The following is a 14,260-nucleotide window of genomic DNA, read 5'->3' as shown; positions in this document are numbered from 1 at the left end:
AGTCAATTGGTGCGAATGACTTCAAAGATGCGCAACGAAACCGGAGGAAGCAGAGCGGCAATACGCAGCAAATCCGGCAAACAGGACGCAGCATTCATCGCCAATCAGGACGGGAGACCCTTATGGCCCACAAATCCGACATCGAAATCGCTCGCGCAGCAAACAAACAGCCCATCCAAGAGATCGGCGCCAAGCTCGCTATCCCGTCAGAAAGCCTGCTGCCCTACGGGCATGACAAGGCAAAGGTTTCAGCCGATTTCATCTCAAGCGTCGCGGACCGGCCGGACGGCAAACTGATCCTGGTGACCGCAATCAACCCGACACCGGCAGGCGAAGGCAAAACCACGACCACGGTCGGCCTTGGCGACGGCCTTAACCGTATCGGCAAGAAAGCGGCGATCTGCATCCGCGAAGCCTCGCTTGGCCCCTGCTTCGGCATGAAGGGCGGCGCAGCCGGCGGCGGTTATGCGCAGGTCGTACCGATGGAGGACATGAACCTTCACTTTACCGGCGATTTCCACGCCATCACCTCCGCCCACAATCTGCTGTCTGCGATGATCGACAACCACATCTATTGGGGCAACGCACTCGACATCGACATTCGCCGCGTGAGCTGGCGACGTGTCATGGACATGAACGACCGGGCCCTGCGCGAAATCGTCTGTTCGCTCGGCGGTGTCGCCAACGGTTTTCCGCGTGAAGGCGGCTTCGACATCACAGTAGCCTCCGAAGTCATGGCGATCCTGTGCCTGTCGAACGACCTTGCGGATCTTGAGAAACGGCTGGGCGATATCATCATCGGCTACCGCCGTGATCGCTCGCCTGTCTATTGCCGCGACATCAAGGCCGATGGGGCAATGGCCGTGCTGCTCAAGGACGCCATGCAGCCGAACCTTGTCCAGACGCTGGAAAACAATCCTGCCTTCGTGCACGGCGGCCCCTTCGCCAATATTGCCCACGGCTGCAACTCGGTCGTTGCCACAAAGACGGCTCTCAAGGTCGCCGACTATGTCGTTACCGAAGCAGGTTTTGGAGCCGATCTCGGCGCCGAGAAATTCATGAACATCAAGTGCCGCAAGGCCGGCATTTCGCCGGATGCCGTCGTCATCGTTGCCACGGTGCGGGCCATGAAGATGAATGGTGGCGTCAAGAAGGAAGACCTTGGCGCCGAAGACGTGGAAGCCGTTCAGCGCGGCTGCGCCAACCTTGGGCGCCATATCGAGAACGTCAAATCCTTCGGCGTTCCCGCGGTCGTGGCCATAAATCACTTCGTGACAGACACGGACGCTGAAGTCGAAGCCGTCAAGGAGTACGTGGCCAGCCTTGGATCCGAAGCGATCCTGTGCAAGCACTGGGCGGATGGCTCGGCCGGGATCACGGACCTTGCAACCCGCATCTCCGAGATTGCGGAGAGCGGTATGGCGCAGTTCTCAACGCTCTATCCCGACGAAATGAGCCTGTTCGAAAAAATCGAAACCATTGCCAAGCGCATCTACCGGGCTGACGAGGTGCTCGCCGACAAGAAAATCCGCGACCAGTTGCGCCAGTGGGAAGAAGCCGGCTTCGGCCATCTGCCCGTCTGCATGGCCAAGACACAGTATTCCTTCTCGACCGATCCCAACCTGCGCGGCGCGCCCACCGGCCACAGCGTGCCGGTTCGCGAAGTGCGCCTGTCCGCCGGTGCCGGGTTCATCGTGGTGATCTGCGGCCAGATCATGACGATGCCCGGCCTGCCCCGCACGCCGTCCGCCGAGGCTATCCGGCTCAATGAAGAGGGACATATCGAGGGTCTCTTCTAACCATTGATCGCCAATAGCTTGCGGCAATAGCGCAAGCGTATGCCACAAAAAGCGCCGTCCGGACCGAAAACCGGGCGGCGCTTTTTCTTGCCGTTTCAAATAACCGGAATTTGAAATAAAGTCCCGCGTGACTCGAACGCAAGGCCGCGCACCGGATGAATACAATCCCGCTTAAACATGATTCCATGACAGATAACCCACCGGGTTCTGACACCGGGATCATTTGTTCCATCGACGGAATCTCCAAGACCTATGACGGCGGTTTCAAGGCGCTGGAAACCGTCTCCCTCGACATAAAGCAGGGTGAAATTCTCGCCCTTCTCGGCCCCAACGGAGCGGGCAAGACAACGCTGATATCGATCATCTGCGGCATCGTGAACGCCAGCGGCGGTTCAGTGCGCGTCGGCGGCTATGATGTCGTTGAAGATTACCGCCAAAGCCGGGGCCTCATCGGACTGGTGCCACAGGAGGTAAATCTCGAACCCTTCGAGACGGTCAACAACACGGTCTCATTCTCGCGCGGCCTCTTCGGAAAGCCGAAAGACCCTGGCTATATCGAGAATGTGCTGCGGCGGCTATCCCTTTGGGACAAACGCAAGGACCAGATCGTCACGCTGTCGGGCGGCATGAAGCGGCGGGTGCTTATCGCCAAGGCCCTGTCGCACGAGCCACGCGTGCTGTTCCTTGACGAACCCACCGCCGGTGTCGACGTAGAGCTGCGCAAGGATATGTGGGACATCGTCCGCGCCCTGAAAGCCGATGGTGTCACCATTATCCTGACAACTCATTATATCGAGGAAGCCGAGGCGATCGCTGATCGCGTGGGCATCATCGACAAGGGCAAGCTGCTGCTGGTGGAGGAAAAATCCGAACTGATGCAGAGGCTTGGGACAAAACAGATCCGCATCGAACTGGACGATAAGCTCGACGTGATCCCGGACGCCCTGTCGTCCTACGGCCTGGAGATCGACACCAGTGGCGACGCGCTCATATATACCTATGATCCGGCCGGCGGACGCACCGGCATCACTTCACTCTTTGGCGATCTGAAGGCCGCAGGTCTCGTTCTGCGCGACGTACGGACACATCAAAGCTCGCTGGAAGAAATCTTTGTTGATCTGATCAAGGGCCGCACATGAACATTCATGCCGTCAAAGCGATCTACATGTTCGAAATGTCACGCACCTTTCGGACCCTGCTGCAGAGTGTTGTATCGCCCGTTCTGTCGACATCGCTTTATTTCGTTGTCTTCGGCGCGGCGATCGGCTCGCGTTTTGCTGAGGTCGAGGGGGTAAGCTACGGCACCTTCATCGTGCCCGGTCTCATCATGCTGACCGTCCTGACGCAGAGTGTGTCCAACGCATCCTTCGGGATTTATTTCCCGCGCTTTATCGGCACCATTCAGGAAATCCTGTCGGCTCCGATATCGAGCCTTGAAATCGTCACCGGCTATGTCGGCGCGGCCGCGACCAAATCCTTCATTATCGGCCTGATCATCCTGCTGACGGCCAATCTCTTTGTGCCGCTGCGGATCGATCATCCGTTCTGGATGCTCGGCTTTCTTGTGCTGACCTGCGTATCTTTCAGCCTGTTCGGCTTCATCATCGGCATCTGGGCCAAGAACTTCGAGCAGCTTCAGCTCGTTCCGCTGCTGGTCATCACGCCATTGGTATTCCTTGGCGGAAGTTTCTATTCCATCGCGATGCTGCCGCCGCTCTGGCAGAAGATCACCCTTTTCAACCCGGTCGTCTATCTGATCTCCGGTTTCCGCTGGAGCTTCTTTGGTGCCGGCGATGTCAGCGTGGGTTTGAGCCTTACGATGGTCGCGCTGTTTCTGGCCATCTGTCTCGGCACCATCATGTGGATATTCAAGACCGGCTACCGCATAAGGAACTAGAGCACATCAGGCGTCGAATTTAAGCGTCTTGAGGTGACGCTCGGCCACACTCAAAAACAGGTGCTTGATCGGGTTGATAGAAGCAGCCGCCGACACGACCAGACCAATCTTGTATTCGCCAAGCGCCTTGTGTGAGAGCTTTGCGAAGTTGAGCTCGCCGCGCTCGATCTCCTGCAGGAAACCGATTTTGGTGTAGATGCCGACGACCTGATTGGACAGGATCGCCTGTTTTGCGGTGACCAGCGCATTGGTGAAGATGTGGGTCGACAGATGCACAGACAGCGATGTCATCTCCTGATCGAGCAGCGAATGGCCGGCCCGCGCATCGATCGTGCGCACCAGCGGATAGGCGGAAACCTCGTCAACGGTCACGCTGCTGCGCTCCGCCAGCGGATGGTCGGGGCGCATGATCAGACCGAAGGGCGCCGCCCGCTCGGCGAAAACGCGGGCATCGGGGTGAATATCATTGCTGAAGCTGATGCCGATATCCGTCTCGCCCGATATCACGGACTGGACAATAGCCTCGGGCTGTTCGGTGGTGATCGACAGGGAGATGCCGGGATATTTGTTGCCGAACTCCTCAAGCACCGGCGGCAGAATACCGAATGTGACGGAATCAAGCGTTTGGATGTTCAAATGCCCGGTGCGCAGATCGCGGATGTCGTCAATAACCGCCTTCACGCGGTCGAAGTCGTAGAGCGTCTTGCGGCAGTGCTCGAGAACGATCTTTCCGGCCGGTGTAATTTCGACCCCCTCGGGCGAACGGTCGAACAGTCGCACGCCCAGCGCCTCCTCGATATTGATGATCTTCCGGTTCACCGATGTGGAAGACACATTCAAAATGTTTGCCGCTTTGCGGATCGAGCCCTGCCGTGCCACCTCGTCCAGATAGCGCAAAAACACCGTGTGCATGGTATTCCCCCTATGTGATGCATTTTTTGCACCACTGTTGGCTCAAATCGCTTCTTCTTGCCTCACCCAAATCGCGTTTAGAGTCAAGCCGGGAGGAATGCGGCCGGCCGCACAGGTCTGCCGGTCGCCAAAGAGCCCAAAATTGGAGACTTCAATGACAATCAAGGCGAACACAAACATTCAAAGGCGCACGCTCCTCAAGGGCATGGGCGTCGCCGCGGGAGCAGCTTTCACCGGCGCAATGGTGAGCATTAACAAGGCCGCCGCGGCAGATGAGTTCAAGGTCACCATGCAGCTTGGCTGGCTGGCGTCAAATGGCATTCTCGGCGAAGTGGCTGCCGACAAGCTGGGTTACTACAAGGATGAGGGCCTCAGCCTCGAGATCGTTCCAGGCGGCCCCAACATCGACGGTGTCGCGTCCGTTGCTTCCGGCCGCGCCAATCTCGGTTCGATTTCCTCCAGCCCGTCGCTGATGCTGGCGCGCGCTGCCGGCATTCCGATCAAATGCGTCGCCGCCGGCTATCAGCAGCATCCCTTCACTTATTTCTCCCTGACCGATAACCCGGTCAAAACGCCGAAGGACTTGATCGGCAAAAAGGTCGCCACACAAGGGACGGCCCGCATTTTGCTTCGCGCGCTGCTTGCCCAAAACGACATCAGCGAAGACGATGTGGAAGTCCTGACCAGCGGCAGCGACATGGCCGTGCTGATGACCGGTCAGGCGGATGTCGTCACCGGCTGGACAACCAATGTAAACGCGCTTTCCGTTCTCGGCGACAAGCGCGTCGACTTGAGCCTCTGGGATGCCGGCATCCAGCTCTATGCCAACCCCTACTACGTGACCGACGAGACGCTGGCCGAGCACAAGGACAAGGTCGAAGCCATGATCCGCGTCAGCGCAAAAGGCTGGGGCTGGGTCCATGAGAACCAGGAACAGGCCTGCGAGTTCCTCGTCGAACGCTATCCGAATCTTGATCTTGAAAGCGAACTCAAGGCTGTGCCCCTGGTCGACGGCTATTCGTTCAACGCCGTGACGGCAAAGGGCGGCTGGGGCACCATGACCCGCGAAAACTGGCAGGCGCAGATTGACGCCTATGCCGCGCTCGATCAGTTTGATGGCGACCCGCCAAAGGTCGACGACATGATGACTCTGTCGATCCTCGAGGCAACCGCCGCAGATCGGCCTAAATACGGATAAGCAACATGCCTTCTGGAGCAACAGTCCAGGCAGCGGCAGCCGGGTCTCCCCCGGTTGCCGCATCCCTGAGGAACGCCTCTGTGCGGTTCGGTTCCTTCACCGCAATCGAGAACCTCACCCTCGATATCGAAGACGGCGCCTTCTACACGATTCTCGGCCCATCCGGCTGCGGCAAATCAACAATGCTGCGCCTTGTGTCGGATCTCATTCCGGCTGCCACCGGTGAAGTCAGCATCTTTGGAAAATCGACCGAAGAGGCGCGGCTGGCACGCGAATTTGCGTTCGTGTTCCAGGACGCAACGCTGTTGCCATGGCGCACCGCCATTGAGAACGTCCAGTTGCCGCTGGAAATGGGCCGCAAACGCGGCGTCAATATCCCGATCAGTGAAAAGAACCCGTCGGAACTTCTGGAACTGGTTGGCCTGTCCGGCCGCGAAGACGCCCTGCCCCATGAACTCTCCGGCGGCATGCGCCAGCGTGTCGCCATTGCAAGAGCACTTGTCTGCAAACCGAAGCTTCTCCTCATGGACGAGCCTTTCGGTGCGCTCGATGAGATGACCCGCGACCACCTCAATCTGCAACTGCTGAACATCTGGCGGGAAACGGGCGTCACGATCCTGTTTGTCACCCACTCAATTCCCGAGGCCGTGTTTCTGGGGCAGAAAGTGCTGATGCTGGCCTCTCACCCCGGAAGGCTGCGCGAAGTGGTCGAGATCGATCTGCCCTATCCGCGCGAGATCAAACTGCGCGACACACCCGAATTTACCCGCTACGCGGCGCATCTGCGTGAGCTTCTGGAGACGTGCTGATGACCATGGTGGACAAGGCAAATCCCGGTAGCATCGAAACCGACGAAGCCAAACTGGCGGCACTTGAGGAAGAGCGCCGGTTCGAACGGCGCCGCAAGTTCGAAGCCGTGGCCATACCGATCGCAACCGTTATCGGCCTGTTGCTCATCTGGCAGTTAGGCGTGCGCTTGTTCGGCGTGCCGACCTATATCGCTCCGGCACCCAGCGAAGTTGCCGACAAGCTGGTCAACGAATTCCCTGTTTTACTGGCGAATTTCTGGCCGACGCTTTTTGAGGCGTCGCTGGGGTTTTTCGCCGGAAACCTCGCGGCCGTTTTGATTGCGATCGCCTTTGTGCACTCGAAAACCGTCGAGAAGGCATTTTTTCCGATCGCCGTGTTCATCAACACCATTCCCATCCTGGCGATCGCGCCAATCCTCGCCCTGATCTTCGGCCTCGGCATGACGACCAAGGTGGTGATTGCAGCCCTGATCTGCTTTTTCCCTACTCTCGTCAACATGGTCCGGGGTCTGCAGTCAGTCAGTCCGCAAACGATGGAACTGGCACGTATCCTGTCGGCCTCAAAATCCGAGATCTTCTGGAAAATCCGCCTGCCTTCCTCGCTTCCGTATCTGTTTTCCGCATTGAAGATCGCTGCGACGACCTGCGTGATCGGCGCCATCGTCGGCGAGTGGATCGGCGCGGACCTGGGTCTGGGCGCTCTGATCCTGGAGTCCATGTACAACTACCGGTCGCCCATGCTTTACGCGACGGTTTTCATGTCTTCCGGCCTTTCGGTTCTGTTGTTCGCAATCGTATCGATCGCGGAACGAAGAATAATCCGCTGGCACACTTAGGAAACACCTGAATCGATATCGTCACATGACCGCATAAGGCACTGAAAATTATAAATTTAATTGCAACCGAATTGCCACCCGGCAAGCTGGCTGCACCCCAAGGAGACAGATAAATGTCTGAACAGGCAAAAGAATTCATCCTGTCATCAAGTCAGCAAGTCCCGGTTGTCGCCGTCTCGGACGTGGTCGTCATCGGCGCCGGTCCGGCCGGCGTCGCAGCCGCAGTCTCAGCGGCTCGCAACGGCTGTTCGGTGACGCTGGTCGAGCGATACCACCACCTCGGCGGCATGGCCTCAGGCGGCATGGTCCTAGTACTCGACGACATGGTCAATGAAGGCAACGAGATCGTCACCACTGGCATCGTCAATGAGTTTGTCGACCGCATGGAGCAGCAGGACGGCGCTGTCTATCCGCCGCGCGAGGACTGCCTGACCAATTGGGAGATGTGGCAGAAATGGTCGCGCTGGGGCTGCATCGACTTCCACAAGACCGGCATGCCGCAGCCGATCATCCACGCTGTCGCCTTCGATCCCGACTGCTGGAAGCGGGTGAGCCTTGACCTGGTGCAGGAAGCGGGCGTCAATCTGCGCCTGCACAGCTGGTTCTCCGAAGCGCTTGTCGAGGACGGCCGTGTCACCGGCATCATTGTCCAGACGAAACTCGGCCGTCAGGCCATCAAGGCAGATATAGTCATTGACGCCTCCGGCGATCTCGATGTCGCCTCCTCTGCCGGCGCCGATTTCATCATGGGCCAGTACATCGTCACCACCGTCTTCCGGCTCATGGATGTCGACACCGACCGCGCCGAAGCCTTCGAGTACAGCGAACCGGAGGCCTACAAAAAACTCGACCGCGAGGCGCGCAGAAGGATCGGCGGGGCCTGGGGCATGTGGTGGCTGAAGACACCCCTGCCCGGCGTCGTGTGGTGTAACTGCCCGCACATGCCGGGGTATGACGGGCTTTCTCCCGAAGACATGCTGGGAGCCGAGGTCGAGGGGCGCGAACGCATGATGAACCTTCTTCATTTTGCCCGCGAGAACATTCCCGGCTTTGAAAACGCCAAGATGCTGGGCGCCGCCGAACAGCTCGGCATCAGGCAGACCCGCCTGCTCAAGGGCGAATATGTGGTCACCAAGAAGGACGTCGCGAGCCGCAGATATTTCGCAGACAGCGTCTGCCGGGGCCGCGACTACTACACGCCCTACCGCGCGCTCTTGCCGGTCGGCATCGACAATATGATTGTCGCCGGACGTCACTATTCCGTCGACAGCGATGCGCAGAAGCTTTCGCGCGAAATCCCGCCATGCATGGCGCAAGGGGAAGCTGCGGGCGTTGCCGTGTCGCTGGCACTATCAGGCAACACGGCACTGCGCGACGTCGATCCGAAACGCATCCAGAAACAGATGCGGGCGCAGGGCGCGGACCCGGGCGATATTCCATCGCCCAATGCGCTGATCGAAGACCCCGTCGCGGTATGAGGAAACAGGCGATGACAGACAACGACACAATGCCCCTCAGCGGCATCCGGATCCTCGACTTCACGCAAGTCATGCTCGGACCATGCGCGACCCAGATGCTTGCCGATTTCGGCGCGGACGTGATCAAGGTCGAGCGTCCCGGTTCCGGCGACCTGTCCCGCAATTTCTTCGGCGAGACATCCGAAGAAGCAATGAACAATGCGGTTTTCTCGTCGCTCAATCGCAACAAACGGTCGGTCGAAATCGACACCAAGTCCGAGGAAGGCAAAAGGGCGGTCCACGAGCTGGTCAAGGTCAGTGACGTGGTTGTCGACAATTTCCGCGCCGGTGTCATGGATCGCTTGGGCTTCGGTTACGAGGCGCTCAGCAAGATCAATCCCCGCATCATCTGCGCATCGGGCACGGGATTTGGAGAAATAGGCCCCTATGCACACAAGGGTGGCCAGGATGTGCTCGCCCAAGCCATGAGCGGCGTGATGGAAAAGACATCCGACCCGTCGATACCGCGCAGCATCTATCCGACGACACTGTGCGATTACACCGCCGGAATGCACCTCGTCCAAGGGGTCATGGCCGCGCTTTTGATGCGCGAGAAGACCGGCACCGGCCAGAAGGTCGGCGTGTCGCTCTACGATTCCATGATTGCCATGCAGATGCAGGAAGCGGCCCAATGGAGCAAACACCGGGAGGTGCTGAACTGGGCCGCAATGCCCCTTACGGGTGTCTTCGACACGACCGACGGCGCGATCGTGCTCGTTGGCGCGTTCAAGGCCAATCCGCTGCGCGATATCTGCACGGCGCTTGGCATTGAGGATATCTCGCCGCAATATCCGGACCTTGCCACACAGCGCAAACACAAGCAGGTCCTTCAGGATCTGTTCCGCAGCCATTTTGCGACCAATACAACGGCCCACTGGCTTGGACGGCTTGAGGAACAGGACCTTCTGTGCGCACCGGTTCGCCCGCTCGGAGAGGCGCTCGACGATCCCCAGACGACAATCAACGACATGCTGGTCGACATCGACCACCCGGTGCTCGGCGCGATGACGCTTGTCGGATCGCCCGTGCATCTGGAAAAGGCGCCGCTGAAAGTCCGGTACACACCGCCGAAACTCGGCGAACACACGGCGGAGGTGATGCAGGAATTCGGGCTGGCTTCACCAGCCACGGACAAGATGGCGATATGAGCGTCACATTCACACAGGAAGGCGGTGTCGCCAGGATCACGATCGACAGGCCGGACCGCATGAACGCGGTCGATCTGCCAACCGAAGAGGCCATGGAAGCGGCCTGGAGCCGTATCGAGGCTGACAGTTCGGTACGGTGTGTCGTTCTGACCGGAAGCGGCGATCGTGCCTTTTGCGCCGGAGCCGATCTGAAATCCGACGCCGGCAAATCCGGCTTGGAATACTGGGCGGAACGCAATCCCAATGGGTTTGGCGGCATATCGATGCGCAAGAACCTCAAGGTTCCCGTGATCGCCCGCGTAAACGGATTGGCGCTCGGCGGCGGCATGGAAATGGTCCTCGGCTGCGATATTGTCATCGCATCGGAAACGGCGCGTTTCGGTCTGCCTGAGGCAAAGGTTGGCAGGGTGCCGCTCGATGGCGGCATGATCATGCTGCAAAGGCTGATTCCGGAGAAGATTGCGACAGGCCTGATGATGACGGGCCGCATGATGCCAGCGGACGAGGCAGCAAAATACGGCCTTGTGAATGCCGTTGTTGCGGCGGATGAGCTCGACACAGAGGTCGATCGCTGGGTGGCCGACATCCTCGCCTGCGCGCCATTGTCCGTCTCGGCGATAAAGGCAACGATACGCAAGACAGGTCATCTGACGCAGCACGAGGCCTACGCCGCACGGCTGCCGGAGCTTGTGGCAGCGCTGACCAGCGAAGATGCAGATGAAGGCGTTACAGCCTTCAGGGAAAAGCGCCCGCCTGAGTGGAAAGGGCGTTAGGTCTCTATGACGCTGATCATCAAGAGCGAATGCATCGATGTGAAGGATGGCGAATGCACTGCGGTCTGCCCGGTTGACTGTATCTACGAAGGGGCGCGCATGTATTACATCCACCCGGTGGAATGTATCGAGTGCGGGCTTTGCGAAAGTGTCTGCCCTGTCGACGCCATACGCTGGGATGATGAAGTAGAGCAGAAGGACGCCGTTTTCATCGACGTCAATCGCGAGTATTTTGAAGACGCGGTCACGGGTCTTGGAAGCCCCGGCGGCTGGTCGTCCTCAATGCCCGCCGATCGGGATCATCCGCTTGTTGCGGCGGCACCGCCAAATCCGCTCGCCGAAGAGCAGAACAAGGAAAGCAGAAAATAATGCAAGGTGTCATTGCCGCAGTCCCAACGCCGATCTCACCATCCGGAGAACCTGTGCGGGACCTCTTTGTGGAACATTGCCGCTGGGCGCTGGACAATGGTTGCGACGGCCTGAACATTCTCGGCTCCACAGGTGAAGCCAACTCCTTTGCAACGCCCGCACGCAAGTCGGTCATGTCGTGGGCAGCCTCTGATGTCGATACTGCATCTTTGATGGTCGGGACCGGAACACCATCGCTGGCCGAAACTATAGACCTGACCTCCCACGCGGACGACTGCGGATACGGCGTCGCACTGGTGCTCCCTCCCTATTATTACAAACCGGTATCCGATGATGGGCTGGTACAATGGTATGCAAACCTGCATGAAGCGCTTGGGGAGCGCCAGGTCAGGATTTACTTCTACAATTTCCCCCAAATGACCGGCATCACCATTTCCCCGACGGTCATCGAACGGCTGCACCAGGCCTGGCCGCACCGCTTTTGCGGCATCAAGGATTCTTCGGGAGATCTCGACTATTGCCGGAACCTGGTCGGCCGCATGCCGGATCTTGACGTCTTTCCGAGTTCGGAAGTGGCTCTGAGCGAAGCAGCAGCCAGCGGCTTCGCCGGCTGTATTTCCGCAACCGTCAACGAAACCGCCCCGCTGTGCGCGGACCTGTGGGCCGGGCGCTCAGCACCCGATACAGCGCTTGTGCAACAGATATCCGGCCTGCGCAGCGCGATAGCCGCGCAAGCGCTGATCCCTTCGGTCAAGTCGCTCGTAGCCAAACGAACCGGCGAGGACACGTGGAAACGCGTCCTTCCACCTTTTCAGGAACTGACAAGTGAACAATTCGGGGCATTGTCGAAAATCGTCGGTGTCACATGAGATGAAAACGCAAAAAGACATACGCTGGGACAAACGTTTTCGAGATCTTGCCAACCACGTCGCTTCGTGGACCGAGGACCGCGATTTCTCCGTCGGAGCCGTGATCGTCGGGCCGGATCGCGAGATCCGCGCCACCGGCTATAACGGCCTCCCGCGCGGCGTGAAGGCTGAGGATGATGAACGCTTTGACCGCGCGTCGGGAGAAAAGTTCTTCTGGTTCGAGCATGCCGAACGCAACGCCATCTACAACGCCGCGCGTGTGGGAACACCGGTTGACGGCTGTACAATCTATATCAACCGTTTCCCTTGTTCAGACTGCGCAAGAGCCATCATTCAAAGCGGAATCAAGTCCGTTATCTGCCCGCAAAAGCCCGCCCATGACGGAGCGCTGGACCATAGCTTCGATGTGTCCGAGACAATGCTTGCGGAAGCCGGCATCGCTGTGCAGACCTACGCCGAGGATTGATCACCGGACCGGGAAACGGGATGTCCAGGCAGACCCGTTATCGCCCGTACCGACGCCTTTCACGAGCAGGCCGCACTCAGACCGGTTTTGCGGTCCTGCCACCCGCTGGCACAAAGGCCTCAACCGGAGCCGAAACATTGTGCAGCTCAAAATCGCCGAGAGACCTTAAAGAACCGCTGTCGCAATCAGCGATGGCCTTGCTGGCGACGACCTCATGACCAAGCCGCTTGCCAAGGTCCCCAAGCCTTGCAGCCACGTTGGCCGCGGAGCCGATGACGGTGAAATCAAGCCGTTCCTGCGAGCCGACATTGCCATAGGTCACATTGCCAAAGGCAAGGCCGACGACACATCTCACCGCTTCGTCGGAGATGGCCGTGCTTCGGTTGATATCAGCGTCGATCCCGTGCGCCGCAGCCAAGGCCTGACGGCTCGCCAGTTCCGGATCATCGCCGGTCGGGAAGATCGCAAGCACCGCGTCACCGATGAACTTCAGCACTTCCCCGCCATTGTCGTTGATGATGCGTGTGGTGGTTTCGAAAAACCGGTTGAGAAGAACCAGATAATCGTCCCGGCCCATCTCCTCTTCCAGTCTTGACGAGTCCCGCAGATCACAAAACAAGATCGCCGCATCGATCCTGTCGCCGTCGCCGCGCCGGATTTCCCCGCCGAGGACCCGGGCGCCGGTTCGTTTTCCCAGATAGGTTTCCAGAAGGGATGAGGCGTTGTCGCGAAGCGAAAAGACCTCATAAAGCCGGCTGATGACCGATGCGCATTCGAAAACGAGACCCAGATTGGCGGTGGTAAAACCGTCCGGGTGATCACAGGTCAGCGTCACGACATTGATCTGCCCGTTCGAAAATTGCAGTGGCATCGCAACATAATCCGTTGCCCCTTCAGCCTTGAGGTCCTCCATGATGGGGAAATTGAATTCGATGTCCTCGCTCAAAAGGTTCTGCCGCACGCCACCCAGACCGTTGGTTACGTGCCGCAATGGGCTGTTGACGAATGAGGGATGCTTGTGAATGTCATAGGTCGGCGCATAGGTTTCGACCTGATTGTCCTTCTTCGTCCAGACGTAGTTCCGGCCGGCTATCATCGGGTGCAGCGACCAGATCAACACGCTCATACGCGATACGGCGATGCCGTCTTCATTCAATTTGTTGGCAATCGCCTTTGTCAGTTCCTCCGGCGATCCGCAAAGCCAGGCCTCACGCATGATCCAATCTATGGTCGGCCCGGATATGTTGCCATCGTCAATCGCTTCCGCGCCGTCATCCTCCATCTCGACCGCATCGAGGATGTCCGGCATGAAACCAACATAACCTTCAATGTCACGGGATTCGGGCAACGCATTCTTGTAACACCAGGCCGCATTTTCAAAGATACGGTCACCCACCTGGACATCCCAATAGGTGGCCGTGCCCTTGAAAGGACAGAAGGTGCGGTGATCGCTGGTCGCCAGAAGCTTGACCGCGATGTCCTTGCGGGGAAAATAAACAACGGACGGCAGACGCGTTTCATGCATCATTCTTGCATCGCCGCTTTCAGCCAGAACCACATCGCCGCATTTGGCGACGGTTTTGCCTGAAAGCGGCGTCACCGCCAGTCGATAGCCGAGTGTTTGGGTATCCAGATGCGCAGTCATGCCCTAAACATGGTTGCCCGTT

General features: G+C 58.7%; 14 protein-coding genes. 12 read left to right on the top strand and 2 right to left on the bottom strand.

The window, feature by feature from the left end:
* The first annotated feature begins 122 nt into the window (after positions 1 to 122).
* From OQ273_RS05145 to OQ273_RS05135, 3 genes are all read left to right on the top strand, one after another.
* The gene (locus OQ273_RS05145; protein ID WP_267989399.1) at positions 123 to 1,799 is read left to right on the top strand and encodes a formate--tetrahydrofolate ligase; all 1,677 of its coding nucleotides are present in this window, start codon (positions 123 to 125) and stop codon (positions 1,797 to 1,799) included.
* Between the two features lie 185 nt (positions 1,800 to 1,984).
* Positions 1,985 to 2,938, top strand: a complete 954-nt coding sequence (locus OQ273_RS05140; RefSeq protein ID WP_267989398.1) for an ABC transporter ATP-binding protein — start codon at positions 1,985 to 1,987, stop codon at positions 2,936 to 2,938.
* Positions 2,935 to 3,696 carry an ABC transporter permease gene (locus OQ273_RS05135; RefSeq protein ID WP_267989397.1) on the top strand — a complete coding sequence of 254 codons (762 nt, stop codon included), beginning with the start codon at positions 2,935 to 2,937 and terminating at the stop codon, positions 3,694 to 3,696. The genes OQ273_RS05140 and OQ273_RS05135 overlap by 4 nt, the downstream gene beginning before the upstream one ends.
* 6 nt (positions 3,697 to 3,702) lie before the next feature.
* Here the strand turns inward: OQ273_RS05135 and OQ273_RS05130 are convergent, their stop codons facing one another.
* On the bottom strand, positions 3,703 to 4,608 hold the full coding sequence (locus tag OQ273_RS05130; protein WP_267989396.1) for a LysR family transcriptional regulator: 906 nt from the start codon (positions 4,606 to 4,608) through the stop codon (positions 3,703 to 3,705).
* A gap of 154 nt (positions 4,609 to 4,762) precedes the next feature.
* Between OQ273_RS05130 and OQ273_RS05125 the strand changes: the two genes are divergently transcribed.
* The 9 genes from OQ273_RS05125 to OQ273_RS05085 all read left to right on the top strand — a co-directional run bounded on the left by OQ273_RS05125 (position 4,763) and on the right by OQ273_RS05085 (position 12,593).
* Positions 4,763 to 5,806 (top strand): ABC transporter substrate-binding protein, encoded by a 1,044-nt coding sequence (locus tag OQ273_RS05125; protein WP_425493338.1) that lies wholly within the window; start codon positions 4,763 to 4,765, stop codon positions 5,804 to 5,806.
* Positions 5,807 to 5,811: 5 nt separating this feature from the next.
* Positions 5,812 to 6,615, top strand: a complete 804-nt coding sequence (locus tag OQ273_RS05120) for an ABC transporter ATP-binding protein (protein ID WP_267989395.1) — start codon at positions 5,812 to 5,814, stop codon at positions 6,613 to 6,615.
* Positions 6,615 to 7,451: an ABC transporter permease gene (locus OQ273_RS05115; protein ID WP_267989394.1), complete on the top strand. Its 837-nt coding sequence runs from the start codon at positions 6,615 to 6,617 to the stop codon at positions 7,449 to 7,451. The genes OQ273_RS05120 and OQ273_RS05115 overlap by 1 nt, the downstream gene beginning before the upstream one ends.
* A 113-nt stretch (positions 7,452 to 7,564) precedes the next feature.
* A complete protein-coding gene (locus OQ273_RS05110; protein ID WP_267989393.1) occupies positions 7,565 to 8,929 on the top strand; it encodes an FAD-dependent oxidoreductase in 1,365 nt (454 codons plus the stop codon).
* Between the two features lie 11 nt (positions 8,930 to 8,940).
* Positions 8,941 to 10,116: a CaiB/BaiF CoA transferase family protein gene (locus tag OQ273_RS05105; protein ID WP_267989392.1), complete on the top strand. Its 1,176-nt coding sequence runs from the start codon at positions 8,941 to 8,943 to the stop codon at positions 10,114 to 10,116.
* A complete protein-coding gene (locus OQ273_RS05100) occupies positions 10,113 to 10,889 on the top strand; it encodes an enoyl-CoA hydratase-related protein (RefSeq protein ID WP_267989391.1) in 777 nt (258 codons plus the stop codon). The genes OQ273_RS05105 and OQ273_RS05100 overlap by 4 nt, the downstream gene beginning before the upstream one ends.
* Before the next feature lie 6 nt (positions 10,890 to 10,895).
* On the top strand, positions 10,896 to 11,258 hold the full coding sequence (locus OQ273_RS05095) for a 4Fe-4S dicluster domain-containing protein (protein ID WP_267989390.1): 363 nt from the start codon (positions 10,896 to 10,898) through the stop codon (positions 11,256 to 11,258).
* Positions 11,258 to 12,127: a dihydrodipicolinate synthase family protein gene (locus OQ273_RS05090; protein ID WP_267989389.1), complete on the top strand. Its 870-nt coding sequence runs from the start codon at positions 11,258 to 11,260 to the stop codon at positions 12,125 to 12,127. Before OQ273_RS05095 ends, OQ273_RS05090 begins: the two co-directional genes overlap by 1 nt.
* A 1-nt stretch (position 12,128) precedes the next feature.
* Positions 12,129 to 12,593 (top strand): deoxycytidylate deaminase, encoded by a 465-nt coding sequence (locus tag OQ273_RS05085; RefSeq protein ID WP_267989388.1) that lies wholly within the window; start codon positions 12,129 to 12,131, stop codon positions 12,591 to 12,593.
* A 76-nt stretch (positions 12,594 to 12,669) separates the two neighbouring features.
* On the opposite strand, the gene OQ273_RS05080 is transcribed toward OQ273_RS05085, so the two are convergent.
* Positions 12,670 to 14,238 carry a DUF427 domain-containing protein gene (locus tag OQ273_RS05080; RefSeq protein ID WP_267989387.1) on the bottom strand — a complete coding sequence of 523 codons (1,569 nt, stop codon included), beginning with the start codon at positions 14,236 to 14,238 and terminating at the stop codon, positions 12,670 to 12,672.
* Between the last annotated feature and the right edge of the window lie 22 nt (positions 14,239 to 14,260).

Origin of the sequence: Hoeflea prorocentri, assembly GCF_027944115.1 — a bacterium.
GTDB classification, from domain to species: Bacteria; Pseudomonadota; Alphaproteobacteria; order Rhizobiales; family Rhizobiaceae; genus Hoeflea_A; species Hoeflea_A prorocentri.
The sequence above is the reverse complement of the archived record's forward strand: the minus strand, read 5'-3'. Positions and strand labels throughout refer to the sequence as shown.

Coding starts and splice junctions, on each gene's coding strand:
- OQ273_RS05145 (WP_267989399.1), top strand. CDS start 123: ATGGCCCACAAATCCGACATCGAAATCGCTCGCGCAGCAAACAAACAG.
- OQ273_RS05140 (WP_267989398.1), top strand. CDS start 1,985: ATGACAGATAACCCACCGGGTTCTGACACCGGGATCATTTGTTCCATC.
- OQ273_RS05135 (WP_267989397.1), top strand. CDS start 2,935: ATGAACATTCATGCCGTCAAAGCGATCTACATGTTCGAAATGTCACGC.
- OQ273_RS05130 (WP_267989396.1), bottom strand. CDS start 4,608: ATGCACACGGTGTTTTTGCGCTATCTGGACGAGGTGGCACGGCAGGGC.
- OQ273_RS05125 (WP_425493338.1), top strand. CDS start 4,763: ATGACAATCAAGGCGAACACAAACATTCAAAGGCGCACGCTCCTCAAG.
- OQ273_RS05120 (WP_267989395.1), top strand. CDS start 5,812: ATGCCTTCTGGAGCAACAGTCCAGGCAGCGGCAGCCGGGTCTCCCCCG.
- OQ273_RS05115 (WP_267989394.1), top strand. CDS start 6,615: ATGACCATGGTGGACAAGGCAAATCCCGGTAGCATCGAAACCGACGAA.
- OQ273_RS05110 (WP_267989393.1), top strand. CDS start 7,565: ATGTCTGAACAGGCAAAAGAATTCATCCTGTCATCAAGTCAGCAAGTC.
- OQ273_RS05105 (WP_267989392.1), top strand. CDS start 8,941: ATGACAGACAACGACACAATGCCCCTCAGCGGCATCCGGATCCTCGAC.
- OQ273_RS05100 (WP_267989391.1), top strand. CDS start 10,113: ATGAGCGTCACATTCACACAGGAAGGCGGTGTCGCCAGGATCACGATC.
- OQ273_RS05095 (WP_267989390.1), top strand. CDS start 10,896: ATGACGCTGATCATCAAGAGCGAATGCATCGATGTGAAGGATGGCGAA.
- OQ273_RS05090 (WP_267989389.1), top strand. CDS start 11,258: ATGCAAGGTGTCATTGCCGCAGTCCCAACGCCGATCTCACCATCCGGA.
- OQ273_RS05085 (WP_267989388.1), top strand. CDS start 12,129: ATGAAAACGCAAAAAGACATACGCTGGGACAAACGTTTTCGAGATCTT.
- OQ273_RS05080 (WP_267989387.1), bottom strand. CDS start 14,238: ATGACTGCGCATCTGGATACCCAAACACTCGGCTATCGACTGGCGGTG.